This is a genomic window from Kitasatospora sp. MBT66 (assembly GCF_000710405.2).
Lineage (GTDB): Bacteria > Actinomycetota > Actinomycetes > Streptomycetales > Streptomycetaceae > Kitasatospora > Kitasatospora purpeofusca.
Genome location: NZ_JAIY01000012.1, coordinates 195,973 through 219,873, shown reverse-complemented (window position 1 = coordinate 219,873; position 23,901 = coordinate 195,973). Strand labels below are relative to the sequence as shown.

General features: G+C 74.5%; 19 protein-coding genes and 1 pseudogene. 9 read left to right on the top strand and 11 right to left on the bottom strand.

Translation table 11 applies throughout. The features are described 5' to 3' along the window. Positions 1-54: 54 nt before the first annotated feature. The gene (locus BI06_RS33320) at positions 55-813 is read right to left on the bottom strand and encodes an SDR family oxidoreductase (RefSeq protein WP_037781493.1); all 759 of its coding nucleotides are present in this window, start codon (positions 811-813) and stop codon (positions 55-57) included. Positions 814-1,064: 251 nt separating this feature from the next. Here BI06_RS33320 and BI06_RS33315 point away from each other — a divergent pair, with 251 nt between their 5' ends. Next, positions 1,065-1,694 (top strand): TetR/AcrR family transcriptional regulator, encoded by a 630-nt coding sequence (locus tag BI06_RS33315; RefSeq protein ID WP_030396515.1) that lies wholly within the window; start codon positions 1,065-1,067, stop codon positions 1,692-1,694. 30 nt (positions 1,695-1,724) lie between these two features. On the opposite strand, the gene BI06_RS33310 is transcribed toward BI06_RS33315, so the two are convergent. After that, positions 1,725-2,594, bottom strand: coding sequence for a class I SAM-dependent methyltransferase (locus BI06_RS33310; protein ID WP_051742492.1), 870 nt, complete (start codon positions 2,592-2,594; stop codon positions 1,725-1,727). A 151-nt stretch (positions 2,595-2,745) separates the two neighbouring features. Then, positions 2,746-3,108: a helix-turn-helix transcriptional regulator gene (locus BI06_RS33305; RefSeq protein ID WP_043474544.1), complete on the bottom strand. Its 363-nt coding sequence runs from the start codon at positions 3,106-3,108 to the stop codon at positions 2,746-2,748. 155 nt (positions 3,109-3,263) lie between these two features. Between BI06_RS33305 and BI06_RS33300 the strand changes: the two genes are divergently transcribed. Then, the gene (locus BI06_RS33300) at positions 3,264-4,472 is read left to right on the top strand and encodes an MFS transporter (RefSeq protein ID WP_043474540.1); all 1,209 of its coding nucleotides are present in this window, start codon (positions 3,264-3,266) and stop codon (positions 4,470-4,472) included. Here BI06_RS33300 and BI06_RS47130 read toward each other — a convergent pair. Then, positions 4,443-5,207, bottom strand: coding sequence for a ScbR family autoregulator-binding transcription factor (locus tag BI06_RS47130; protein WP_233290392.1), 765 nt, complete (start codon positions 5,205-5,207; stop codon positions 4,443-4,445). The genes BI06_RS33300 and BI06_RS47130 overlap by 30 nt on opposite strands. Positions 5,208-5,525: 318 nt before the next feature. On the opposite strand from BI06_RS47130, the gene BI06_RS33290 reads away from it, so the two are divergent. After that, positions 5,526-6,125, top strand: a complete 600-nt coding sequence (locus BI06_RS33290) for a TetR/AcrR family transcriptional regulator (RefSeq protein WP_051742490.1) — start codon at positions 5,526-5,528, stop codon at positions 6,123-6,125. A gap of 59 nt (positions 6,126-6,184) precedes the next feature. Here the strand turns inward: BI06_RS33290 and BI06_RS33285 are convergent, their stop codons facing one another. From BI06_RS33285 to BI06_RS33260, 6 genes are all read right to left on the bottom strand, one after another. Next, entirely contained in the window at positions 6,185-7,066 is an 882-nt protein-coding gene (locus BI06_RS33285) for a lysozyme (protein ID WP_051742488.1), read from the bottom strand. A gap of 441 nt (positions 7,067-7,507) precedes the next feature. Then, the gene (locus tag BI06_RS33280; RefSeq protein ID WP_030396522.1) at positions 7,508-7,858 is read right to left on the bottom strand and encodes a hypothetical protein; all 351 of its coding nucleotides are present in this window, start codon (positions 7,856-7,858) and stop codon (positions 7,508-7,510) included. A gap of 275 nt (positions 7,859-8,133) precedes the next feature. Continuing rightward, positions 8,134-9,228, bottom strand: coding sequence for a glycerate kinase (locus BI06_RS33275; RefSeq protein WP_043474537.1), 1,095 nt, complete (start codon positions 9,226-9,228; stop codon positions 8,134-8,136). Further along, on the bottom strand, positions 9,225-10,064 hold the full coding sequence (locus tag BI06_RS33270) for a sugar phosphate isomerase/epimerase (RefSeq protein ID WP_199523394.1): 840 nt from the start codon (positions 10,062-10,064) through the stop codon (positions 9,225-9,227). Before BI06_RS33270 ends, BI06_RS33275 begins: the two co-directional genes overlap by 4 nt. 121 nt (positions 10,065-10,185) lie before the next feature. Next, on the bottom strand, positions 10,186-11,334 hold the full coding sequence (locus BI06_RS33265) for a dihydrodipicolinate synthase family protein (protein WP_043474530.1): 1,149 nt from the start codon (positions 11,332-11,334) through the stop codon (positions 10,186-10,188). 74 nt (positions 11,335-11,408) lie between these two features. After that, the gene (locus BI06_RS33260) at positions 11,409-12,560 is read right to left on the bottom strand and encodes a Gfo/Idh/MocA family protein (RefSeq protein ID WP_043474527.1); all 1,152 of its coding nucleotides are present in this window, start codon (positions 12,558-12,560) and stop codon (positions 11,409-11,411) included. Between the two features lie 82 nt (positions 12,561-12,642). On the opposite strand from BI06_RS33260, the gene BI06_RS33255 reads away from it, so the two are divergent. The 3 genes and pseudogenes from BI06_RS33255 (at position 12,643) to BI06_RS33245 (ending at position 17,297) form a co-directional block, all read left to right on the top strand. Next, positions 12,643-13,701: a LacI family DNA-binding transcriptional regulator gene (locus BI06_RS33255; RefSeq protein ID WP_051742487.1), complete on the top strand. Its 1,059-nt coding sequence runs from the start codon at positions 12,643-12,645 to the stop codon at positions 13,699-13,701. 357 nt (positions 13,702-14,058) lie between these two features. After that, positions 14,059-16,342, top strand: a pseudogene (locus BI06_RS33250) (immune inhibitor A domain-containing protein). 169 nt (positions 16,343-16,511) lie between these two features. Next, positions 16,512-17,297 carry a DUF4239 domain-containing protein gene (locus tag BI06_RS33245; RefSeq protein ID WP_030396528.1) on the top strand — a complete coding sequence of 262 codons (786 nt, stop codon included), beginning with the start codon at positions 16,512-16,514 and terminating at the stop codon, positions 17,295-17,297. A gap of 101 nt (positions 17,298-17,398) precedes the next feature. On the opposite strand, the gene aroA is transcribed toward BI06_RS33245, so the two are convergent. Continuing rightward, a complete protein-coding gene (gene aroA, locus BI06_RS33240) occupies positions 17,399-18,643 on the bottom strand; it encodes a 3-phosphoshikimate 1-carboxyvinyltransferase (RefSeq protein ID WP_043474524.1) in 1,245 nt (414 codons plus the stop codon). 277 nt (positions 18,644-18,920) lie between these two features. Between aroA and BI06_RS33235 the strand changes: the two genes are divergently transcribed. From BI06_RS33235 to BI06_RS33225, 3 genes are all read left to right on the top strand, one after another. Then, a complete protein-coding gene (locus BI06_RS33235) occupies positions 18,921-19,496 on the top strand; it encodes a GNAT family N-acetyltransferase (protein WP_030396530.1) in 576 nt (191 codons plus the stop codon). Between the two features lie 163 nt (positions 19,497-19,659). Further along, positions 19,660-21,495, top strand: coding sequence for a glycosyltransferase family 2 protein (locus BI06_RS33230; RefSeq protein WP_199523393.1), 1,836 nt, complete (start codon positions 19,660-19,662; stop codon positions 21,493-21,495). Positions 21,496-21,640: 145 nt separating this feature from the next. After that, the gene (locus tag BI06_RS33225; protein WP_199523392.1) at positions 21,641-23,809 is read left to right on the top strand and encodes an acyltransferase family protein; all 2,169 of its coding nucleotides are present in this window, start codon (positions 21,641-21,643) and stop codon (positions 23,807-23,809) included. Positions 23,810-23,901: the final 92 nt, after the last annotated feature.

Below are 23,901 nucleotides of genomic sequence, written 5' to 3'. Positions count from 1 at the left end.
CGTCCTCGGCGGGGGTGTCGGAGGAGGTTTCTGCGGGGCCGCCGGTCGGGGTGCTCACAGCCCGCCGCCGAGGGTCACGCCACCGTCCACCACCACGGTCTGGCCGGTGATCCAGGCCGCGTCGGGGGAGAGCAGGAAGGCGACCGCGCCCGCGACGTCCTCGGGCATCCCGAGCCGGCCGAGCGGGTAGGCGGCGGCGACCTGCTCCTCGCGGCCCTCGTACAGGGCCTCGGCGAACCTGGTCCTGACGACGGCGGGGGCGACCGCGTTGACCCGGATGCCCTGGGGGCCCAGCTCGGCGGCCAGTTCGGTGGTGAGCCGGATCAGCGCGGCCTTGGACACCCCGTACATGCCGATGCCGAGCGAGGAGCGGAGCCCGGCCACCGAGGCGACGTTGACCACCGAGCCGCCGTGCTCGCCCATCCAGGCGGCGTGTGCCCGGCGGGTCCAGGCGAGCGGGGCGAGCACGTTGACGGCGAGGATCTTGGCGGCGGCGGCCTCGTCGACGGTGAGCACCGGGCCGTACACCGGGTTGATGCCGGTGTTGTTGACCAGGTGGTCGAGCCGCCCGAAGGCCTCCAGGGTGCGGGCGACGGCCTCCTCCTGGTGCGCGTGGTCGTCGGCGCGGCCGGCGACGGCGATGGCGACCTCGGGTCCGCCGAGGTCTTGGACCGCCTCGGCGAGCGGCTCCGGGTTGCGAGCGGTCAGGCAGACCCTGGCCCCGCGGGCGACCAGCTCGCGTGCGATGCCGAGGCCGATGCCCCGGCTCGATCCGGTGACGACGGCCACCCGGCCCTTGAAGGAGTGCACCACGGGGATCCTCTCGGCGTGGACGGCGGCCGGCCGACCTGCCGACCGGGTCTCGACGGCTCGACGGCTCGGCGGCCGGTGGAGCGGCTGCTGACTAAGCGCTTGCTCAGCATGCTGTCGGTGCGACACCCTGTCAACAGCCCCTGGGGTCGCGTCCGGGCGGGTGTCGGGGTGCGTCTCCCGCCCTCCGCCGGCCCGGCCCCGGGCGAATTCCCGTACGACCGCCCGGACGACCGATCTGCGAGGATGGCGCCATGACCAGCACGCCCATCGCCGAGCTGTGGCCCACCCTGCCCGGCGGCGCCGACACCCGCCCGGAGGCGGCGTACCGGCTGCTCCGGGCCGCCGTCGAGTCCTTCGCCGAGCGCGGCTTCCACGCCACCACCACCCGGGACATCGCCACCGGCGCCGGGATGAGCCCGGCCGCGCTCTACATCCACTACCCCTCCAAGGCGGCCCTGCTGGCCGAGATCAGCCGGGCCGGTCACGCCGCGGCGCTCGCCCTGGTGCGGGCGGCGGCGGCCGGCGAGGGCGACCCGGTGGCCCGGATGCGGCGCCTGGTCGAGGACTTCACCGCCTGGCACGCCCGGGCGCGGACGGTCGGCCGGGTGGTCAACTACGAGCTGCACGCGCTCCCGGAGGACGACTACGCGGCGGTCGCGGCACTGCGGCTGGACATCGAGCGCGAGGTCACCGCGCTGATCGAGGCGGGGCGCGCGGACGGGCTGTTCGAGGTCGCCGAGGTGCGCACCGCCGCCCGCGCGGTCACCTCGCTCGGGATCGACGTGTCCCGCTGGTACACCGACCGCAGCAGCGAGACGCCCGAGGAACTCGGCCGCCGCTACGGCGATCTGGTGCTCCGGATGCTGGGCGCCGGGCGCTGACGGCCGGGTCCGCGTCCAACTCGGCTCCGGTCAGCCGTCCTTGACGGCGGTGTGCACCATCCACGCGACGTGGTGGCGCAGTTCGTACATCTCCACCGTGGAGCGCAGTCCCAGCCAGTGCTCGGTCGCGCCGAGGCGCCGCAGCACGGCGTAGGGCAGCCGGAAGTACCCGTACAGCGCCTCGGTGGTGGGCAGGTAGTAGGGCGTCGCGTCGAGCTCCTCCTCCAGCCGGAAGCCCGCCCCGGTGACCAGCCCGCCGAGGGTGCGGGTGGTGTAGCGGCGGGCGCCGGGCAGCACCATCGCGTCCAGGTACGGGTCCAGCAGCGCCTGCTGGGTGCCGGGCATCTCCGTGCGCGGGACGGCGGCGGGCCCCAGTAGGACCAGCCGCCCGCCCGGCCGCAGCAGCCGGTGGAACTCCGCGAGGGCGCGCGCCGGGTCGTGGGCGTGGCAGAGCGTCTCCATCGAGTAGGCGCCGTCGAAGCTGCCGGCGGGCAGGTCCAGGTCGTGGAAGTCGCCCCAGGAGAAGGCGGTGCGGTCCTCCAGCGCGGCCCGGGCGCTCAGCCGGCGGGCCTCGCGGACGTGGAAGTCCATCAGGTCGACGCCGGTCACCCGCAGGCCGAAGCGGGCCGCCAACTGGCGGGCGACGACGCCCGAACCGCAGCCGGCGTCCAGCACCCGGGAGCCGGGCGGCAGGGCGAGCTTGCGCCCGAGCACCCCCTCCAGCTGCCGCTGCGCCCGCCAGCAGCGCCACTTGGACTGGCCGGGCTCGGTCCAGCCCCAGTGCCGGGCCCGTCGGCAGACGAGGGTGTAGAAGAGCCGGTGACCGGGCGTGCCGTAGACCCGGCGCAGGCCGTCCAGGTCGAGTCCGCCGCCGGCCTCTTCGCCGACCTCACCGATCATCGCACCCGCCCGGCCTTCCGCTGGTCCGCGCCCTCGCCGTCCCGGCCACGCTACCCAGCGGGTCGTGCGGGCGCCGGTCCGGTGCGGCCGGACGGGCGGCGGGACGGGGGCGGGATGGCATGGCGGGACGGGCGGTGGGACGGTGCGGGGCTCAGCCGGTGGCGGTGGCGGCCGTGGCGGCCGTGGTGGTGGCGGCCCCGGTCGCGGTGAGCAGGGCGTCGAGCAGGCCGGGGAAGCGCGCGTCGAGGTCCGCTCGGCGCAGCGAGACGTAGCGGTTGCGGCCGGCGACCCGGGTGCTGGTGACGCCGGCCGCGCGCAGCACCCGCATGTGGTGCGAGACGGTCGACTTGTGCAGGTGCTCCAGGCCGAGGTGGCGCGGGTCGCAGGAGTGCTCGGCGCCGTCGGCGTAGCTGGTCAGCAGGCGCATCCGGACCGGGTCGCCGAGCGCGTGCAGCACGGTGACCAGGTCGATCTCGGTGGCGGCGGGCTGCGGCAGCCGCTCTTCGTCGGTCATGGCCGGCGGCCTCCTCGGGGCTCGGGCGGCGCGGGTGCGACGCGAACGGGACGGTTTGACAATCATCCACCAATCCGTACTGTTTGGCGAGCATCAAACTGTTGCCCGTTCGTCCAACAATCAGGCCCGATGACGTCCGCTCCTGGGGGAACCACGTGCCCGTCCGCCTGCTCCTGCTCGCCCTCGGCACCTTCGCCGTCGGTACCGACACCATGGTCATGGCCGGCATCCTCGGCCCGATCGCCGAGGACCTCGGCGTCACGGTCGCCGCCGCCGGCCAGCTGGTGACCGTCTTCGCCCTCGGTTACGCGCTGCTCGCCCCACCCCTCGCCGCGCTCACCGCGCGCTGGCCGCGCCGACGGCTGCTGCTCACCGCGCTCGCCGTGTTCGCCGCCGCCAACGCGCTCAGCGCGCTCGCCCCCTCCTACGGGATCCTGCTCGCCACCCGGGTCCTGGCCGCCGCGGGCGCCGCGCTCTACACCCCGACCGCCAACGCGGTGGCCACCACCCTGGTCGCCCCCGAGCGGCGCGGCCGGGCCCTGGCCACCGTGCTCGGCGGCATGACGGTCGCCACCGCGCTCGGCGTCCCGCTCGGCACCTGGATCGGGCGCACCGACTGGCGCCCCACGATGTGGCTGGTCACCGCCCTCGGCGCGGCCGCCCTGGCCGGGCTCGCCCTGCTGCTGCGCGACCTGCCGGCACCCGCCGTCGCACCCGGCCTGCGGGACCGCCTGGCACCGCTGCGCGACCGGCGGGTGCTCGGCGCCGCCTCCACCACGCTGCTCTTCTTCCTCGCGTTCCAGACCGTCTACATCTACCTGGCCACCGCGATCGCCCCGGCCACCGGCGGACGGGCGGACCGGCTGAGCCTGGTGCTGCTGGTCTCCGGCCTCGCCTCGGTCGCGGGCAGCTGGCTGGGCGGGCGCCTGGTCGACCGGGTCGGCGTCCGCAGGGTGCTGCTGGTCGGCAGCACGGTGGCGGCGCTCGCGTTCGCCGCGCTGCCCTGGGCGGGGCGCTCGATGCCGGGAGCGCTCGCCTACGCCGTGGTCACCCCGCTGGCGGGCTGGGCGGTCTCGGTGGCGCTGCCGCACCGGCTCGCCTCGCTCGACCCGGGCAACGCCCAGCTGCTGATCTCGCTCAACAGCAGCGCCCTGTACCTGGGCACGGCCGCGGGAGGGGCGGTCGGCAGCGCGGCCGTCGCGTTGTTCGGCGGGCGCTGGTTCCCGCTCGCGGCGGCCGTGCTCGCCCTGGTCGCGGCGGGCACCACCTGGGCCGGTGTCGATGCCTCGCGGGTCGTGCGGTCGGCCGCGGCGCCTGCCCGCCGTCCGCTCGCGTCACTCCGCGCGGATCGCCCGGAACAGTAACTCCGAGGTCTCCGCCCAGCGTTCGACGATGTCCGCCCGTTCGCTCAGGACGTCCGAGATGTGCTGGGCGCCGAAGAAGGCGGCCACCAGCGACCGGGCGGCGGCCCGGGGCCGGACCCCCGCCCGCAGTTCGCCCAGCGCCTCGGCGCGGGCCAGCAGCTCGGCCAGCAGCTCGGTCCAGTCCACGTACGGTGTCGGCAACTCGGCATCGATCTGCGGGCGTTCGACCTGCAGCCGGGTGCCCGCCTGGACCACGACGTCCTCCCGGAAGGCGAGTGCCGCGCCCGCCAGCAGGCGTTCCGCGGTCTCCAGCGGCCCGTGCCCCTCGGCCGTGACCCCGGCCAGCAGCAACGGCCATCGGGCGTAGTGGTGTTCGACCACGGCGACGGCCAGCGCCTCCTTGGTCGGGTAGTGGAAGTAGACCGCGCCCTTGGTCATCCCCACCCGGTCGGCGACCTCCTGCACCGAGGTGTGGCGGAAGCCCCGGGCCGTGAACAGTTCGGCGGCCGCGGTGAGGACCAGCAGCCTGGTGCGGGCGGCGCGGTCCTGCTTGGGGTCGGGACCGCGCCGGGTGGCGATCGGCCGGACCCGGAACGGGCCGGGCGGTTCGGCTACGGTCTCTGCTCTGCTCGCTGTTCTGCTCTCTGCTCCGGTCGCTGCTCGGCTCTCTGCTCTGGTCCCGGATCTGCTCCCGGATCTGCTCCCGGATCTGCTCCCGGAATCGGGCTCGGGCACGGTCGGCTCCTCGGCGGTGGGGGCGGAGTTCGGTGTGGTGGTTCCGGTGCGGTCGGTCAACTCGTTCTCGACCACGGCGATTTGGACAGGGCGGCGGGAACCCGCCTCGACGCCAATCCTTCCGGAAGGTAGGTTCCTGAGCTGTGACGCCCGTGCGGGCACCGCAATGTAGCGGTACCGCCCGGGAGTTCGCGACCTCGGGGGAGGAAGCACCGATGAATGTTCCCGGTCGGACCTGAACGGAACCGGGCGGTGACCGTGCCGCCCCGAGAACATTCCTGCGCCACGGAATGTTCTCCGGACCCCGAGGAGGACCGCATGATGAAGCAGCAGCGGGCCCGGCGCACGCGGGAGAAGGTGCTCGACGCCGCGGCCGAGGAGTTCTCCACCCAGGGCTACAGCCGTGCCACCCTCAACGCGGTGGCGCAGCGCACCGGCATGACCAAGGGCGCGCTGTACGGGCATTTCGACTCCAAGCGCGCGCTGGCGGGCGCCCTGATCTCGCAGTCCCGGCAGGTCTGGGAGGAGATGCGGCTGACCCGCGATGTCCCCGGCGCCGGGGCCGCCGACGTCCTGGAGGCACTCGTCCTGGACCTCGCGCAGCGGCTGAAGGAGGACGTCCGCCTGCGCGCGGCGCTCCGCCTGGCCACCGACGTCCCGGACGTCCCGGACCCGGCCGGTCCGGCGCCCGACATCTTCTCGGACGTGCAACGCGGCCTGGTCACCCTGATCCGCCGCGCCCAGGGCGAGGGCAGCATGGCACCCCGCCCGCCCGAACTGGTGGCCCAACTCCTGCTCGCCGTCCTCCACGGCGCCCCGCACGTCGCCTTCGGCCCCCCGGACGGGACCCCCGAGGACCCGACCGCCTACACGGCCGCCTGGCGCATCCTCCTCGACTCCCTCACCGCCGCCCCCTGACCTCCGCCCCGCCACCCGGACGGGTCCGGGCGGCGGGGCGGGCAACGGCGGGGCGGGGCTCAGCCGTTGGCGAGGGCCTGGACGCGGTCGAAGGCGCCGTTGAAGAGGTTCTGGTCGCCGGGGAAGGTGCCGGAGTCGGCGTGCTGCCAGATGGTCTGGTAGCTCCAGCCGGCCGGGAGGGTGCCGACGGCGGAGGCGTAACGGGCGACCCAGAGGGGGTTGGTGGCGCCGAAGGAGGCGTTGTTGCCGGTGCAACTGGTCCACCAGTTGGTGGTGGTGTAGATGGTGGGGTAGCGGCCGGTGCGGGTGTGGACGGTGTTGCTGAAGGCGCGGATCCAGCTCACCATGGCGCTCTGGCTGAGGCCGTAGCAGGTGGCACCGTACGGGTTGTACTCGATGTCGAGGGCCGGCGGGAGGGTCTTGCCGTCGCGGGACCAGCCGCCGCCGTGGTCGACGAACCAGTTGGCCTGGGCGGTGCCGGAGGAGCGGTCCGGCAGGGCGAAGTGGTAGGCGCCGCGGATCAGGCCGGCGTTGTACGAGCCGTTGTACTGCTGGGCGAAGTACGGGTTGGTGTAGGTGGTGCCCTCGGTGGCCTTGACGTAGGCGAAGCGGGCGCCGTTGGCGCGTACCGAGGACCAGTTGACGTTGCCCTGGTAGCTGGCGACGTCGAGCCCGGGCGTCTGGGTGACGGCGAGGGCGGCGACCGGGGCGGTGCCGTCGCGGCCCTCGTGGGCGGCCACGGTGGAGCCGGCGAAGTCGAGGTCGGGGTGGATCGGCGGCAGGTGGCCGCCGGCCGCGTGTGCGGGGGCGGCGATGCCGACGGCCAGGGCGACGGCGGTGGCGACGGCGGCGAACGCGCCGAACCGGCGCTGCCGGGGCTTGCGGAGGTCGGTGGTGCCGGAGGGGCTGGCAGAGCTGGCGGAGCGGGAAGTGCTGGGCATGACACTCCTCTGGTCCGGTGCTGACGTCCCGTGGGGTGGGGCGCGGACTGCCGGGACGGCCGGTGACGGAGTCCGGCCGCAGCAGGCTAGCCATGTACGTGCCAGCCCGCCAGGTATCGGTGGCCACATTCTGACCGGGGGTCACAGGGGAATGGTTCCGACCACCCGGACGCCTCGTACCCGCAGGACCGGTGCCCACCAGGGGAGTCGGCCCCGGAGCCGGACGGTGGGCCGCGCGGGAACTCGGGCCGACGCACTCCCGCGCCGCCCGGGCTTCGCGCGACGGTCGGCCATTGGTCGCCCACTCTTCGTGCGACCCGCAAGTCCCCTGCGGCTCCCCGGACATGCCGAACGCCCGGCCGGGAAGCCCCGGCCGGGCGTCGGTCCCGCGCGGTACCCGGCCCCCGGGACGTGTCACCGGGGCCCAGGGGCGCTGCTGGATCAGCCGATCAGGTGCGAGACACCGCCGTCACCGGAGGACTGGGTGTTGTGGCCGACGTTGCAGATCTGCTTCGGGGTCTTGTTGAGGACCGGGACCTCGATCGGGACAGCCACGCCGATGACGGCGCCGACCGCGATGTTGTGGACCTCCGGGAGGCAGATGTTCGGGTTGTCGAGGGTGTGGAAGTTGGCGCTGTGGTCGCCGTGGGTGCCGGTCTGGTTGGTACCGCCGTTGCCCTGGGACGAGACGGCAGCACCGTCCGAGTCGGCGATGGCGAAGGCCGACCCGGCGGACATCGCAATGGCAGCGGCGGCCAGGCCGGCGGCGGCGGCAAAGGTGTTCTTGAACATTTCCGCATTCCTCTCAAGATGAATTCGAAGCACTGGTCGACCCGGTGGCGGTCGTACGCGCGCCGGCTGAAGGTGGTGCACACGCCCTGAACCGGTTGCAATCACTGCTGTCCGGATCAAAGAACGACGGTCCGGAAAGTTACGACCTGCAGCGGAACCGGCCGCCACCGACACCCGCACGGCTGAGCCGCTCCCGGCAGGCTGACGTCGACGTCCTCACCGGCGCCCCCTCGGTCGGGTGCGGCAGCGGGTCGGCGGGTCAGCGGGTCAGCGCGTCAGTGCGCCGGCGCTCCGGCCGAGCGGGCCAGGTGTGCTCCGGCGAGCTTGAGCCAGTGGGCGGCCCGCCGTTGGGCGTCGTGGCTGTCGCCGGACAGGGACAGCAGGGTGAGCGCCCGTCCGTCGGTGGAGTCGCCGGCGACGACGCGGAGCGGTACCGGTACGGCAGCGCGGTGCGCCCGGTCGATGACCTCGCCGACGGCCTTGCCGAGCAGGCTGGTGGCGTCGAAGCGGCCCTCGCCGGTGATCACGAGGTCGGCCCCGGCGAGGGCGGCGTCCAGGCCGAGCAGGTCGGCGACGGCGGCCGCGCCCGGGGTGATCCGGGCGTTCCAGGCGGTGGCGAGGCCGTAGGCGGTGCCGCCGGCCGCTCCGGCGCCGGGCTCTTCGGGGTCGCCGCCGAGCAACTCGGCGTAGCGGCGCAGGCCGTGTTCCAGCAGGGCGATCTCGGAGGGGCCGGCGCCCTTCTGCGGGCCGTAGACGGCGGCCGCGCCGTCGGGTCCGTGGAGCGGGTTGGTGACGTCGGTGAGCAGTCGGACGCCGCCGGGCGGGGCGGGGCGCAGCCGGCGGGTGTCGATCTGCCCGGCGGTGGCGAGGGCGCCGCCGCCGTCGGGGAGCAGGGCTCCCGAGTGGCCGAGGACGCGCAGGCCGAGGGCGGAGAGCAGCCCGGCGCCGCCGTCGGTGGAGGCGGAGCCGCCGAGGGCGACGGTCAGCGCGGTGGCGCCCGCGTCCAGGGCGGCGGCGATCGCCTCGCCGGTGCCGCGGCTGGTGGCCGCGAGCGGTGCGAGGCGGCCTTCGAGCAGGGGGAGTCCGCTGGCGTCGGCGAGTTCGACCAGGGCGGTGCCGTCGGGGAGCAGCAGGTGGCGGCCAGGGACGGGACGGCCGTCGGGGCCGGTGCAGCCGGGGACTTCGTGGACGGTCGCGCCGGGGTGGGCGGTGGCCACGGCGTCGAGGGTGCCCTCGCCGCCGTCGGCCATCGGCAGCAGGACGAGCTCGTCGTGGGGGCGGACGGAGTGCCAGCCGTCGGCGAGGGCCCGGGCGGCCTCGGCTGCGGTGGCGGTGCCCTTGAAGGAGTCGGGGGCGAGGACGATCCTCATGCTGCCGGGGCCACGTGGGTGAGGTGGCGTTCGGCGAGGGTGCGCAGGGTCTGCTCGCCGGGGGTGTCCCAGATCAGCTGGTTGAAGATCTCGACCTCGATCCAGCCGGTCCAGCCGGCGGCGGTGACCTGGTCGGTGAGGGTGCGGAAGTCGATGTGGCCGTCGCCGACGTGGCCGCGTCCGAGCAGGGCGTCGGCCGGGAGCGGCAGGGTCCAGTCGCAGACCTGGTAGGAGGCGATGCGGCCCTCCCGGCCGGCGCGGGCGATCTGTTCGGGGAGCTGCGGGTCCCACCAGACGTGGTAGCTGTCGACCACCACGCCGACCTGGGCGGCGGGGTGGGGGGCGGCGAGGTCGAGGGCCTGGCCGAGGGTGGAGACGACGGCGCGGTCGGCGCAGAACATCGGGTGCAGCGGCTCCAGGGCCAACCGGACGCGGAAGTCCCCGGCGTGCGGGGCGAGTTCGGCGATCATGTCGGCGACGGCGCGGCGGGCGCCGGGCAGGTCGCGGCTCCCGTCGGGCAGGCCGCCGACGACCATCACCAGGGTGTCGGTGCCGAGTTCGGCGGCCTCCTCGATGGCGCGGAGGTTGTCGGCGAGCGCGGCCCGCCGCTCCTCCGGCCCGGCGGCGGTGAGGAAGCCGCCCCGGCAGAGGCTGCTGACGGCCAGCCCGGCGTCCCGGCAGAGCTTGGCGGAGCGGGCGAGGCCGGTCTCGGCGACCTTGTCCCGCCACAGGCCGATGGCGGGGATCCCGGCGTCCACGCAGCCCTGGACGGCTTCGGGCAGGCTCCAGCGCTTGGTGGTGATCTGGTTGAGCGACAGACGGGAGAGTCCGGTCACGGTGCCGGGCTCCTTTCGGGGAGGTGAGGGGAGACCGGTGGCCGCCCCGGGGGGAGGGACGGCCACCGAGCGGACGGCCACCGAGGGACGCGGGGCCCTGGGCCGGGGACGCGGCCCCGGCTCAGCCGAGCGGCGCCGCCACGGCGAGGTAGCGCCGCATCCGGTCGGCCGCGAGGTCGGGGTCGGGCAGGATCCCGGCGGCGTCGGCGAGGCGGAACAGCTCGACCAGGTGGGGGACGGAGCGGCCGCTCTGCGCGCCGCCGACCATGGTGAAGTGGTCCTGGTGCCCGGCCAGCCAGGCGAGCAGGACGATCCCGGTCTTGTAGTGGAAGGTCGGGGCGGCGAACAGGTGCCGGGCCAGCGGCAGGGTCGGCGCGAACAGCGCCTCGTAGCGGTCGAGGTCCCCGGCGTCCAGGGCGTGCAGCGCGGCGGCGGCGACCGGGGCGATCGGGTCGAAGACGCCCAGCAGCGCGTCGCTGTGGCCGTGTTCGTCGCCGCGGATCAGCTCCGGGTAGTGGAAGTCGTCACCGGTGTAGAGGCGGACCCCGGCGGGCAGCGCGCGGCGCAGCGCGACCTCGCGGTCGGCGTCGAGCAGGGAGACCTTGATGCCGTCGATGCGGTCGGCGTGCTCCTCGATGAGCTCCAGGACGGTGGCGGTGGCGGCGTCGAGGTCGGTGGAGCCCCAGTAGCCGGCCAGGGCCGGGTCGAACATCTCGCCCAGCCAGTGCAGGATCACCGGCTGCTCGGCCCGGCCGATGATCCGGCCGTAGACGCTCAGGTAGTCCTCGGGACCGCGGGCGGCGGCGGCCAGGGCGCGGCTGGCCATCAGGATCGGCCGGGCGCCGGCGGCCTCCACGACGTCGAGCTGCTCCTCGTAGGCGGCGGTGACGGTGGGGAGGGTGTGGGTGCCGGGGGCGAGCTGGTCGGTGCCGGCGCCGCAGGCGAGGAGTCCGCCGGCGGCGCGGGCCTCGGCGCCGGAGCGGGTGATCAGTTCGCGGGTGGTGGGCCAGTCGAGGCCCATGCCGCGCTGGGCGGTGTCCATGGCGTCGGCGACGCCGAGACCGAGGGACCACAGGTGGCGGCGGAAGGCGAGGGTGGTGTCCCAGTCGACGGCCGCGGGTGCGCCGGGGGCGTTGTCGCCGAGCGGGTCGGCGACGACATGGGCGGCGGCGTACACGACGCGGCCGGTCGGCGGCTCGGTGGCGGACGGGAGGCGGGGCGGCTCGGACATCCGGTGGCGGCCGTGGCCGGGCAGGTCGATCTCGGTCATGGTGTCAGCAATCGGGTCGGGGTGCGGGCGGGAGCGGGAGGAACCAGGGCGGGGGCGGGAGCAGGAGGCGGGGGTCAGAGCGCGAGGTCGGGCACGTCCAGGCGGCGGCCCTCGCGGGCGGAGCGCAGGCCGAGTTCGGCGAGCTGGACGCCCTTGGCGCCCTCCAGGAGGTCCCACCGGTACTCGGAGCCGGTCACCACGTGCCGCAGGAACAGCTCCCACTGCACCTTGAAGCCGTTGTCGAACTCGGCGTTGTCCGGCACCCGCTGCCACTGCTCGCGGAAGGACTCGGTGGCGGCCAGGTCGGGGTTCCAGACCGGCTTGGGGGTGGCGGCCCGGTGCTGGAAGCGGCACTCGCGCAGCCCGGCGACGGCGCTGCCCTCGGTGCCGTCGACCTGGAACTCGACCAGTTCGTCGCGGTCGACGCGGACCGCCCAGGAGGAGTTGATCTGGGCGGTGATGCCGCCCTCCAGCTCGAAGATGCCGTACGCGGCGTCGTCGGCGGTGGCCCGGTAGGGGCGGCCCTGCTCGTCGACCCGGGCGGGGATGTGGGTGGTGGTGTGGGCGTAGACGGAGCGGACCGGGGCGACGATGCCGTCCAGCACGTAGCGCCAGTGCGGGAACATGTCGAGGACCATGCCGCCGCCGTCCTCGGCGCGGTAGTTCCAGGACGGCCGCTGGGCCTCCTGCCAGTCGCCCTCGAAGACCCAGTAGCCGAACTCGCCGCGCACGGACAGGATCCGGCCGAAGAAGCCGCTGTCGACCAGGCGCTTGAGCTTGAGCAGGCCGGGGAGGAACAGCTTGTCCTGGACGGCGCCGTTGCGGACCCCGGCGTCGCGGGCCAGGCGGGCCAGCTCCAGCGCGGCGTCCAGGGACTCGGCGGTGGGCTTCTCGGTGTAGATGTGCTTGCCGGCGGCGACGGCCCGGCGGATGGACTGCTCGCGGACCTGGGTGAGCTGGGCGTCGAAGTAGATCTCGGCCAGCGGGTGGGCGAGGGCCTCGTCCAGGTCGGTGGTCCAGTGGGTCAGGCCGTGCCGGTCGGCGATCTCCTTGAGCTTGTGGGCGCTGCGGCCGACCAGGATCGGTTCCGGCCACAGCACCTCGCCGTCGCCGAGCGGCAGTCCGCCCTGCTCGCGGATGGCGAGGATGGAGCGGACGAGGTGCTGGCGGTAGCCCATTCGACCGGTGACACCGTTCATGACGATGCCGATCACCCTGCGGGACATGGCGGACCTTCTTTCCGGGGTAGTTGCGCGGGAGGTGCGCGCGGATTCTTGGTAAGCGCTTTCCGCCGGGTACGTTACGAGCATGCCGAACCCGAGGTCAACCACCCGTGCCACCCGTTCCACCGGCGCCGTGACGCTGCAACGCGTCGCGGAGCATGCCGGGGTGTCGATCGCCACGGCCTCGCGGGTGCTCCACGGGGGCACCCGCACCGTGGGGGAGGAGCTGCGCCGCAAGGTGGAGGACGCGGCCCGGGACCTCGGTTACGTCTCCAACGCGCCCGCGCAGGCGCTGGCCCGCTCCTCGACCTCGGTCGTCGGCCTGGTGGTGCACGACATCGCCGACCCGTACTTCGCGGCGATCGCCGCGGGCGCGATGCGGGCCGCCAAGCGGCACCGGCTGATGGTCATGATCGCCGCCACCTTCGGTGACCCGGAGCTGGAGATCGAGTACGTGCGGAGTCTGCGCGCCCAGCGGGCGCGGGCGGTGCTGCTGGCCGGCAGCGGCGTCGCCGACCCGGACCTCACCGCGCGCCTGGCCGCCGAACTGGACGCCTTCCGGGCCGACGGCGGCCGGGTGTCCTGCATCGGCGAACGGGGCGTCGAGCCGTACGTCCCGCTGGACCACACCGGCGGGGCCGAGCGCGCGGCCACCGAACTCTGGCAGCTCGGACACCGCCGGATCGGCGTGGTCGCCGGGCCGGAGGGCCTGGTGACGGTGCAGCGGCGGCTCGCCGGGATCAGGGCGGCGTGGTCCCGGCTGGGCGGTGAACTCCCGGACCGCAGGGTCGTGTTCGCGGACTTCACCCGCTCGGGCGGCCGGGAGGCGGCGCTCGGGCTGTTCGCCGCCGAGCCGGGGGTCACGGCGGTGCTGGCCCTGAACGACGTGATGGCGGCGGGGGTCCTGGCCGCCGTGCAGGACGACCTGGGGCGGCGCGTCCCGGAGGAGGTCTCGGTGGTCGGCTTCGACGACGTCCCGTTCGCGGTGGACCTGCGGCCGTCGCTGACCACCGTCCGCCTGCCGCTGGAGGAGGCGGGGGAGCGGGCCGTCCAGCTGATCGCGGACGGCGCCTCGCCGGCCCGGCAGGCGCCGCTGGGTGTGGCCCTGGTGGTGCGCGGCAGCACGGGGCCGGTGGCGGGCTGACGGGGGCGGACCGGCGGGAAGTGGCCGGCCGGGCTGGATAGCGCTTACCAAGGTGGGAGGCCCGCTGGTGCAGCTCCCACGGGCCCCCGGCCGCTGACACCGCCGGTGGCCCGTCCCACGCTGTGCTCCGGTGCCGCCGCTACGACACCCGCGAGCGGCGCCGGGCGCTGGCCTGCGTCCTGGGCCCGGCACCCGCCCCGGCCACGACCCCCTGAACCCACCGGAGCCGAAGCTTCGGCGGTCACCGCCCCCCCGGGGGGCACAGCCGCCCGCCACCGGACGAAGGACGACCACCGCTCGTGAAGATCCCGCACCCTCGCCGCGGCCACCGCCGCCGCGATCGCCGCCTCCATAGGCATGATGCTGCTGCCGCCCAGCGCCTCGGCCGCCGACGACCCCGGCGCCACGCTCGACCCCGCCGAGGCCCAGGTGGCCCGCGCGGTCGAGCACAACCTGCCCGGACCCCTCACCGGGAAGGCCGACGCCGCCCGGAAGACCGCCACCGAACAGCTCGTCAACGGGACCGCCACCGTCGAGCAGCGCGGCACCAGCACCGCCGTCAGGCTCGGCGACGGCCAGTACGTCGAACTCGCCGGGCAGCGGACCGACCGGATCTTCACCGTCCTGGTCGAGTTCGGCGACCAGGTCGACACCACCACCACGCACGACGGAAAGCCCAAGTTACGGCGGCACCCCGGGGCCGTTGCACAACAGCATCGACCGTCCCGACCGGGCGGTCGACAACTCCACCGCCTGGCAGCCCGACTACGACCGGGCCCACTGCCAGGGCCTCTACTTCGGCACCACCGGGGACTCCCTGAAGACCTACTACGAGAAGCAGTCCTCCGGGCGCTACTCCGTCGACGGCACCGTCACCGACTGGGTGGAGGTGCCGTGGAACGAGGCCCGCTACGGCTCCAACTGGTGTGGCGACAACGTCTGTTCCAACGCCCAGGACCTCATCCGCGACGCCGTCGACGCCTGGGTCGCCGACCAGAAGGCCCACGGCCGCACGGACGAGCAGATCCGCGCCGCGATCGCCGAGTACGACCAGTGGGACCGCTACGACTTCGACGGCGACGGCGAGTTCAACGAGCCGGACGGCTACCTGGACCACTTCCAGATCGTCCACGCCGGTGTCGACGAGTCCGCCGGGGGAGGCGCCCAGGGGCCCGACGCGCTCTGGGCGCACCGCAGTTACGTCTACGGCTCGGGCTCCGGGAAGACCGGACCGGCCGGGAACAAGCTCGGCGGAACCCCCGTCGGCAGCACCGGCATCTGGGCCGGCGACTACACCATGCAGGCCGAGAACGGCGGCCTCGGCGTGTTCGCCCACGAGTACGGCCACGACCTCGGCCTGCCCGACCTCTACGACACCACCGGCCACGGCATCGACAACTCGGTCGGCTACTGGTCGCTGATGAACTCCGGCTCCTGGCTCGGCGAGGGCCGGGACGAGATCGGCGACCGCCCCGCCGACCTGGACGCCTGGAGCAAGCTCCAACTGGGCTGGCTCAGCTACGACCGGGCCACCTCCGGCGAGGTCTCCGTGCACCGCACCGGCCCGGTGGAGTACAACACCGCGCTGCCGCAGGCCCTGGTGGTCGAGAAGAGCGTCACCACCGTGGTCAACACGCCGGCCGAGGGCACCCAGGAGTGGTGGAGCGGCAGCGCCGACAACCAGAACGCCACCCTGGTGCGCGACCTCGACCTGACCGGCCGGACCACGGCCGCGCTGACCGCCAAGGGCTGGTACGAGCTGGAGCGCGACTTCGACTACGCCTACGCCGAGGTCTCCACCGACGGCGGCAGCGAGTGGACCGCGCTGGCCGGGACCTTCGACGGTGCCCCGATCCCGCGCAACCCCAGCGGCTCCCCCTCCCTCACCGGCACCTCCGGCGGCGCCTGGGGCACCCTCGCCTACCCGCTGGACGCCTACGCGGGCCGCCAGGTGAAGGTCCGCTTCCGGGTCGCCACCGACGGCAGCACCCACCTCAAGGGCCTGACCCTGGACGAGCTGTCCGCGACCGCCGACGGCACCGTGCTGTTCGCCGACGGCGCCGAGAACGGCGACGGCGGCTGGCACGCCAGGGGCTTCACCCGCACCACCGGCACCTTCACCCAGCAGAACGGCCAGTACTACCTGGTCGAGAACCGCCAGTACGTCTCCTACGACAGCACCCTGCGCACCGGCCCGTACGTCTTCGGCTCGGTCCGACGGCCGCGCCGGGTCGAGCACTTCCCCTACCAGAACGGCCTGCTGATCTGGTTCTGGGACGCCTCGCAGAGCGACAACAACGTCTGGGACCACCCCGGCTCCGGCCTGGTGCTGCCCGTCGACGCCCACCCCGCGCCGCTGCGCTGGAAGGACGGCCGGCTGATGAACACCCGGGTCCAGAGCTACGACTCCACCTTCGGCTCCGAGGCGACCGACAGCCTCACCCTGCCCCGCGCCGACGTCCCGGTGACCGTGCCGAGCCTGCCGGGCGTGGCGGAGTTCAACGACCGCACCGGTGTCTACTGGGACGCCGCGAACCCGTACAACAGCGTCAAGGTCCCGGCCACCGGCACCAGCATCCAGCTGCTGTGGAACAGCGCCGACAGGCTGGAGTCGCTGATCATGGTGCGCCCGGCGTACTGACCGCCGGGTGTCACGTGGTCGCCCGGCTGCCGGGGCCCGGTACTCGGGCCCCGGCAGCCGGGTCGCCACGCCCCTCCGGGGTGGCGGATATGCGGAGCGGGTGCCGGGCCACCGCTCATGATGTCTGCGGAGGCCCGTCGGGGGCCCGGTCCGCGAGGAGTGGAGGCGTGTGGATCTGTGGCTGCTGAACCACGTCCCGACCGTGCCGCTGGCCGCGCTGGTGGTCGGCGGGTTCGTGCTGGCGGCGCTGGCGGGCAGCGTGCTGGCCCTGCGCCGGTTCCCGGGCCTGGCCGACGGCGAGTACAACGAGATGGCCGGGGTGCTGCTGGGCATGTTCGGCGCGATCTACGGCATCATCCTGGCCTTCGTCGTGGTCAACCTGTGGACCGAACTGCACGACGCCGGGCACATCGTGGCCGCCGAGGCGAGCGCCGTCTCGCAGATCGTGCGTGACGCCGAGGCCTTCCCGCCCGCCACCCGGGAGGCGGTGCACGCGGCGGTGCGCGACTACGTGCACGCCGTGGTGGAGGACCAGTGGCCGCTGATGCGGGCGGGCCACGGGGACTCGGCGGTGACGACCCGGGCGGTGGACGGGATGTACCGGGTGTTCGTCGACTACGAGCCCGGGACGGCGTCCGAACAGGCCTTCTACGGCAAGGCCCTGGACAGCCTCAACGAGGTGGCCGGCCTCCGGCGCAGCCGGATCGCCGACAGCCGGGGGAGCCTCCCCGCGCTCCTCCAGGCCCTGATCTTCGGCGGCGCCGTCGTGATGACCGCGCTGGCCCTGATGTACGGGGTGCGCGACCGCCGGTTCCGGCTGCTGTTCGTCGGCACGGTGGCCACCCTGATCGGCTTCAGCCTGCTGCTGGTCATCGTGCTGGACCGGCCGTTCTCGGGGGATCTGAGCGTCTCCCCGCAACCGTTCCGGGAGAGCGCCCTCGCCCGGTTCTGGTAGCGGCGCCGGAGGCGGGCACAGCTGCCCCGCCCCCGGCACCGCCCGGGCGTTCCGTCGCGGGTCGGTCAGTCGGTCGGTCGGCCAGTCGGCCAGTCGGTCGGTCAGCCGGTGGTCGCCCACTCATCGCGGAGCCGCCCGAACACCTCGTGGAACTCGGGGAAGGTCTTCCGCACGCAGGCGGGGTCGTCGAAGGTGATGCCGGGCGTGCGCAGACCGGTGACGGAGAAGGACATCACCATCCGGTGGTCGCCGTGGGAGGCGAGGGCGGTGCCGCGCGGGGTGCCCGGGCGGATCTCGATCCAGTCGTGGCCGGTGGCGACGTCGATGCCGAGCCGACGGAGGTTCTCCGCGCAGGCGTCGAGGCGGTCGCACTCCTTGACCCTGGTGTTGGCGACGTTCTCGATCCGCACCGGCGCGTCCGCGAACGGGGCGACGGCGGCGAGCGTCGGCATGGTGTCGGAGATGTCGCGCATGTCGACGGTCAGGCCGGAGAGCCGGCCGCCGGCGGGGCCCTCGACGGTGGTCCGGTCGCTGCCGATCTCGACCCGCGCGCCCATCCGGGCCAGCACGTCGACGAACCGCAGGTCGCCCTGGAGCGCGTCCTTGCCGAGCCCGGGGACGGTCAGCCGGCGGCCGGTGAGCGCGGCGGCGGCGAAGAAGTAGCTCGCCGTCGAGGCGTCCGGCTCGACCGGGTAGGCGGCGGCCCGGTAGCCGCCGGGCGCGACCTCGTAGACCCGGCCGGTGCGGGTCACGGTGGCGCCGAAGGACCGCATCATGGCGACGGTGATCTCCACGTACGGCTCGGAGACCAGGTCGGTGACGGTGATCCGCAGGCCCTGCTCGGTGAGCGGGCCGAGCAGCAGCAGCGCGGTGAGGTACTGCGAGGAGAGGCCCGCGTCGAGGGTGATCTCGCCGCCGCGGACGCCGTCGGCGGTGATCCGCAGCGGGTGGTGGCCCTCGGCCTCCTCGTGCCGGAGGTCGACCCCGAGGGCGCGCAGCGCCTCGGTCAGCGGGCCGAGCGGGCGGCGGCGCATCTGGGCGGAGGCGTCGAAGCGGAACTCGCCGCGGCCGGCGGCGGCGAGCACGGGCAGGAAGCGCGCGGTGGTGGCGCCGTCGCGGCAGTAGACGTCGGCGTCGTGGGCGGGGCCCTGCGGGCGGCCCTCGACGGTCCACCGGTCCGGTGCGGCGGTGAGGGCGTAACCGAGCGCCCGCAGCCCCTCGGAGAAGCCCTCGGTGTCGTCGGAGCGCAGCGGCCGGAGCAGGGTGGTGGTGCCCTCGGCGGCGGCGGCCAGGAACAGTGCGCGTGCGGTGACCGACTTGGAGCCGGGGATCTCGACGGTCGTCATGGGGCCTCCGGGGTGGGTGGTCCGGGCGTGCCGGGCAGGGTTCGTGGTCCTCCTGTTCATCCTGCCGGAGGCGGTGCCGCCCGGGGGAGGGTGTCCGGGTTCTGGACGGGTTCCGGCCGGGGGCTGGTCGTTGTTGGCCGGGGTGCGCGGCCGGGCCGGTCCGTACGCGCAGGTAGGGGGCGGGGGCGGCTGTGGCACGATGCGAGGGATCGGCCGAACGGCCGCCGCCTCCCCGCCCGGGCCAGCACGGTCCGGGCCCGCCAGAGATGAGGACCCCGTGCCCGAGAGCAGCACCGGCGCGGCCCCCGAGGCCGCCGGTACCGACCGGCTCGCCTTCCGCGCCGCGACCTCCGCCGATGTGCCCGCCCTGCTGGACCTGGTCGAGTCCGCCTACCGCGGCGACGCCAGCCGGGCCGGCTGGACCACCGAGGCCGACCTGCTGGACGGGCAGCGCACCGACACCGAGGGTGTGACCACGGCCGTCAACCACTCGGACGGCGTGGTGCTGCTCGCGGAGCTGGACGGCGAGCTGCTCGCCTGCTGCCAGCTGGAACGGCGGGGCGCGCGCGCCTACTTCGGCATGTTCTCGGTGCGCCCCGGCCGCCAGGGCGGCGGCCTCGGGCGGGCCGTGCTCGCGCGGGCCGAGCGGTACGCCGCCGAGGAGTGGGGGGTGACCGAGATGGAGATGACGGTGATCGAGCAGCGCTCGGAGCTGATCGCCTGGTACGAGCGCCGGGGCTTCCGGCGCACCGGCGACTACTCGCCGTTCCCGTACGGCGACGAGCGCTTCGGCATCCCGCTCCGCCCCGACCTGCGGTTCGAGAAGCTGACCAAGGAGATTACCGTCCAGTAGTGGTGACACGGCGTCAGGTGGTGTACGAATCTGACGTTATGTCAACTCCCTGACCTGGGGCGATGCCCGACGGTGCGGCCCGATGATCGATTGGTCCAGACCAACGTGAGAGGCTGACCGGCGAAAGGCCACGTTCCGTCCCAGCTCAGGGGGGCCATTCCGCATGCCCGTCCACCATGGCAACGCCGTGTCCGCGCCCGACCGGGAACCGCAGCACTCACTGCGCCGAATACCCGACGGCGGGCCCGACAACCGTCGTCGCAGCAGGCTCGCCGACCGTCCCGGGGCGTCCCCCGGTACACGTCCCGACCCGCGCGCCGAGGACGACCTGTCGCGTCTGCCCAGTCCGCCCGACGACGAGGAGCTCTACTGGTACTTCGGCCCGCAGCGCCGCTGGGTGCTGCTCTGCGCCACCCTCTCCTACGCCGGAGCCACCGCGACGCTCGGCCTGTTCGCGCTCAGCCGCCCACTGCTCTGGCCGTTCCTCGTGCTCACCGTGCTCAACGCCGCGACCTGGCTGCTCTCCGTCGTCGACGGACAGCGCTCCCGCCGCTTCACCCGCGACTCGCACGACCTGCTGGTCCGGGCCTGGCGCCCCGTCCGGCACCCGGGCGTCGACCTCCTGCTGCCCACCGCCGGTGAGCCGCTCGCCGTCCTGGACAACGCCTACCGGCACACCGCCGCCGTCCGGTGGCCCGGCGAGCTGACCGTCCTGGTCCTCGACGACGCCGCCCGGCCCGAGGTGCGCGAACTCGCCGAGTCCTACGGCTTCGAGTACCGCAGCCGCCCCGACCGGGGCCGCTTCAAGAAGGCCGGAAACCTCAACCACGGCCTGGTCGAGGGCACCGGCGACATCATCGCCGTCCTCGACGCGGACTTCTGCCCGCGCCCGGACTTCCTGCAGCACCTGGTGCCGTACCTCGACGATCCGGACATCGGCATCGTGCAGAGCCCGCAGTGCTTCGACACCGACGCCGGGATGTCCTGGCTCGAACGCGCGGCCGGCGCCACCCAGGAGATCTTCTACCGCTGGATCCAGCCTTCCCGGGACGCCCAGGACGGCACCGTCTGCTGCGGCACCAACGCGCTCTACCGGCGCGCCGCACTCGAACGCGTCGGCGGCTTCGCCGAGATCGACCACAGCGAGGACCTCTACACCGGCCTCTCGCTCGCCCGCGCCGGGTGGACCACCCGGTACGTGCCCGCGCTGCTCGCCAAGGGCATGTCGCCCACCGGCCTGCCCGCCTTCATCAGCCAGCAGTACCGCTGGTGCCTCGGCTCGCTGGCCCTGGTCGGGGACCCCGACTTCCGGCGCGGCCCGCTTCCCCGCTCGGCCCGGCTCTGCTTCTGGAACGGCATCCTCGGCTACCTCACCAGCGCGGTGAACGTCTTCGCGGTGCCGCTGCCGGCCCTGATCATGCTGTTCTTCCGCCCCGACGAGATCGCCCCCTGGCAGGTACTGCCGTTCCTGCCGCCGATCTGGGTCGCGCTCGTCCTGCTCCCCGCGATGTCCCGCACCCACTGGCGCTTCGAGGTCACCCGGGTCCAACTCCTGGGCGGGCTCTGCCATGTGGTGGCCATCGCGCACGCGCTGCGCCGACGCAGCGCCGACTGGGTGCCCACCGGCGCCGTCTCCGGCGGCACCGCGCTGGCCCGCACCGTCGCCCGGATCGGCGTCGGCTGGCTCGGCCTCGTGGTCGTCGCGGGCGTGGTCGGACTCGTCCGCGCCGTCAACTCCTATGGCTGGCAGCCCTTCTGGGCGCTCACCGGACTGCTCGCGCTCACCACCTACACGGTCGTTCCGCTGATCGGCGCACTTTGGCCGCTGGTCCGCGGTGGCAACGGCGCCACCGTCGCGGACCTCGCCCGGCCGTCCGACCGCCAGGGCAACCGTCGGTCCGACCTGCGCTTCGGGCCCGCCGAGGCCGTCGCCGTCACCGCGGTGCTGCTGCTCTGCGGCCTGCTGGCGTCCGGCTGGGCCGACCCGCTGGTGTTCTGACGCTTCGTCAGTTCCGCTTCCTCCCCTCGTAGTTCATTTCCTCTCTTCCTTGCGCGTCGCCCCACCGGCGCGGACTGCCGGCCGGCCGCCCCATCGGCCCGCCGGCCCCCGACCACCGCTGCCAGCCCCTGCAAGGAGCTTCGCCGTGCCCACGGCCGTACCACCAGGCGCCGAGCCGTCGCGCGCCCTCGTCCCGACCGACGTCCTCTCCTCCTCGTCCAGCGCCGAGCCTGTCGCTGCCGCGTCTGTCGCGGCTCGTGCCGACGCGGCCGGACCCGCCACCGCCGATCCGCGGCCGCGGGCCGCCTTCCGCCCCGACATCGAGGGCCTGCGCGGCGTCGCCGTGCTCTCCGTGCTCGCCTTCCACGCGGCCGTCCCCGGCCTCACCGGCGGCTACGTCGGTGTCGACGTCTTCTTCGTCGTCTCCGGCTTCCTGATCACCGGGCTCCTCCTCGCCCGTCCCCTCGGCCTGTGGGACTTCGCCGCCCGCCGCGCCCGCCGCATCCTGCCCGCCGCCGCCGTGGTCCTGGTCGCCACCGCGCTGGCCGGCGGCGCCCTGCTCGACCCGCTGCGCGGCACCGACCTCGCCCGGGACCTCATCGCCGCCGCCGGACAGTTCTCCAACTGGCGCTTCGTCGGCCAGCAGACCGACTACCTGGCCGCCGAGCACGACCCCAGCCCGCTCCAGCACTTCTGGTCGCTCGGGGTGGAGAACCAGTTCTACCTGCTCTGGGGCGTCCTGCTGCTCGGTCTCGCCCGGCTGTTCGCCGGACACCGCCGCCGCACCGTCACCGCCGCCACCCTGACCACCCTCGCCGTCGGCGGCGTCTCGCTGCTGCTCTGCATCCGCTGGACGGCCGGCTCCGCGCCGCTCGGCTACTTCTCCACCGCGAGCCGCCTCTGGGAGTTCGCCGTCGGAGGCTGCGTCGCCCTCGCCGCACCGGCCCTGACCACCCGGCTCGCCCGCGGCGGCCCCGGCGTCCGGCTCGGCGGCGGGCTGCTGCGCGTCCTCGGCTGGGCCGGCGCCGCCGCGCTGCTCACCGCCGTCCTCCGGTACGACCGCGACACGCCCTTCCCCGGTACGGCCGCCCTGCTGCCCGTACTCGGCACCGCCGCCCTCCTGCTGGCCGGCCCCGCGCACCGCGCGCTGACCGCCGGTGACGTCGGCCGACTGCTCGCCACCCGTCCGCTGCGCGCCGCCGGGCGGCTCTCCTACGCCTGGTACCTGTGGCACTGGCCGGTGCTGACCATCGCCCAGGCCCGCTGGGGCGCCCTGCCCTGGACCACGCTGGTCGCCCTCACGGCGGCCGCCGCACTCCCGGCCTGGCTCACCCTGCGACTGGTCGAAACGCCGCTGCGGTTCGGCGGCGGCCCGGCCCCGCGCCGGGGCCTCGCCGTCGGCGCCAGCGCCCTGGTCATCCCGCTGATCGCCGGCCTCACCCTGGGCGGCGGCACCGTTCGCGCACTCGGCGACCCCGACCGCGCGACCGTCGCCCCGGCCGGGGCGGTGGACGGCCCCGGCCTGCTCGCCCCCGGCACCCGGGTGCTCTCGCTCACCCCCTCGCTCGCCCGCGCCCGGCAGGACTTCCCACCCGGCAAGGGCTGCGAGATCCCGCTCGGCGCCGAGACCAGCCCGCGCTGCCTGTTCGGCACCGAGTCCAGCCCCGACCGGATCGTGCTCATCGGCGACTCGCACGCCGGTCAGTGGATCTCGGCCGCCCTGGCGATGGCCGAGCAGCGGCAGTGGGCGCTGGAGGTCCTGGTCAAGCCGGGTTGCCCGCTGGCCACCCTGACGGTGCGCAACAACGTGCTCGGCCGCACCTTCGAGGAGTGCGACCGCTGGCGCGAGAACACCTTCACCCGGCTCACCTCCGGCCCCAAGCCCCGGCTGGTGCTGATGGCGGGCCTCAACCGGTACGGCGGCCAGGACGAGCGCACCGAGGGCTGGACCCGCACCCTGGACCGCCTCACCGCCCTCGGCGCCCCGCTCGCCTACCTGGGCGACACCCCGATGCCCGGCAAGGACATCCCGACCTGCCTGGCCGGCTCCGACGGCCGCTCGGACGCCTGCTTCTTCCCGCGCGGGACGGCCTTCGAGCGCGACCCGCTGCTCGACGGCGGCCTCGCCGAGCGCTACCGGGTCCGGGCCCTGGACCTGGGCCCGCTGCTCTGCCCCGGTACCGGCCCGGACTGCCCGGCCGTCCTGGAGGGCGTGATCCTCTACCGCGACACCGGCCACATCACCGACACCGTGGCCCGGGTCCTCGCGCCGCGCCTGGACCACGCCCTGCTCGGTCCCGGCACCGTTTCCTGACGTCCGTTCCAGCACCCGGCCGCCCGCCCACCGCCCCCGGTGGGCGGGCGGCCGTTGTCGTGCGACCCGTGCGACCCGTGCGACCCGTACGA

Excerpts from the sequence above, each read along its gene's own strand:
- BI06_RS33260 (WP_043474527.1), bottom strand. The coding sequence starts at position 12,560 with ATGTCCCGCAGGGTGATCGGCATCGTCATGAACGGTGTCACCGGTCGA.
- BI06_RS33280 (WP_030396522.1), bottom strand. The coding sequence starts at position 7,858 with ATGTTCAAGAACACCTTTGCCGCCGCCGCCGGCCTGGCCGCCGCTGCC.
- aroA (WP_043474524.1), bottom strand. The coding sequence starts at position 18,643 with ATGACGACCGTCGAGATCCCCGGCTCCAAGTCGGTCACCGCACGCGCA.
- BI06_RS33255 (WP_051742487.1), top strand. The coding sequence starts at position 12,643 with ATGCCGAACCCGAGGTCAACCACCCGTGCCACCCGTTCCACCGGCGCC.
- BI06_RS33315 (WP_030396515.1), top strand. The coding sequence starts at position 1,065 with ATGACCAGCACGCCCATCGCCGAGCTGTGGCCCACCCTGCCCGGCGGC.
- BI06_RS33275 (WP_043474537.1), bottom strand. The coding sequence starts at position 9,228 with ATGAGGATCGTCCTCGCCCCCGACTCCTTCAAGGGCACCGCCACCGCA.
- BI06_RS33290 (WP_051742490.1), top strand. The coding sequence starts at position 5,526 with ATGATGAAGCAGCAGCGGGCCCGGCGCACGCGGGAGAAGGTGCTCGAC.
- BI06_RS33230 (WP_199523393.1), top strand. The coding sequence starts at position 19,660 with ATGCCCGTCCACCATGGCAACGCCGTGTCCGCGCCCGACCGGGAACCG.
- BI06_RS33310 (WP_051742492.1), bottom strand. The coding sequence starts at position 2,594 with ATGATCGGTGAGGTCGGCGAAGAGGCCGGCGGCGGACTCGACCTGGAC.
- BI06_RS33265 (WP_043474530.1), bottom strand. The coding sequence starts at position 11,334 with ATGACCGAGATCGACCTGCCCGGCCACGGCCGCCACCGGATGTCCGAG.
- BI06_RS33305 (WP_043474544.1), bottom strand. The coding sequence starts at position 3,108 with ATGACCGACGAAGAGCGGCTGCCGCAGCCCGCCGCCACCGAGATCGAC.
- BI06_RS33285 (WP_051742488.1), bottom strand. The coding sequence starts at position 7,066 with ATGCCCAGCACTTCCCGCTCCGCCAGCTCTGCCAGCCCCTCCGGCACC.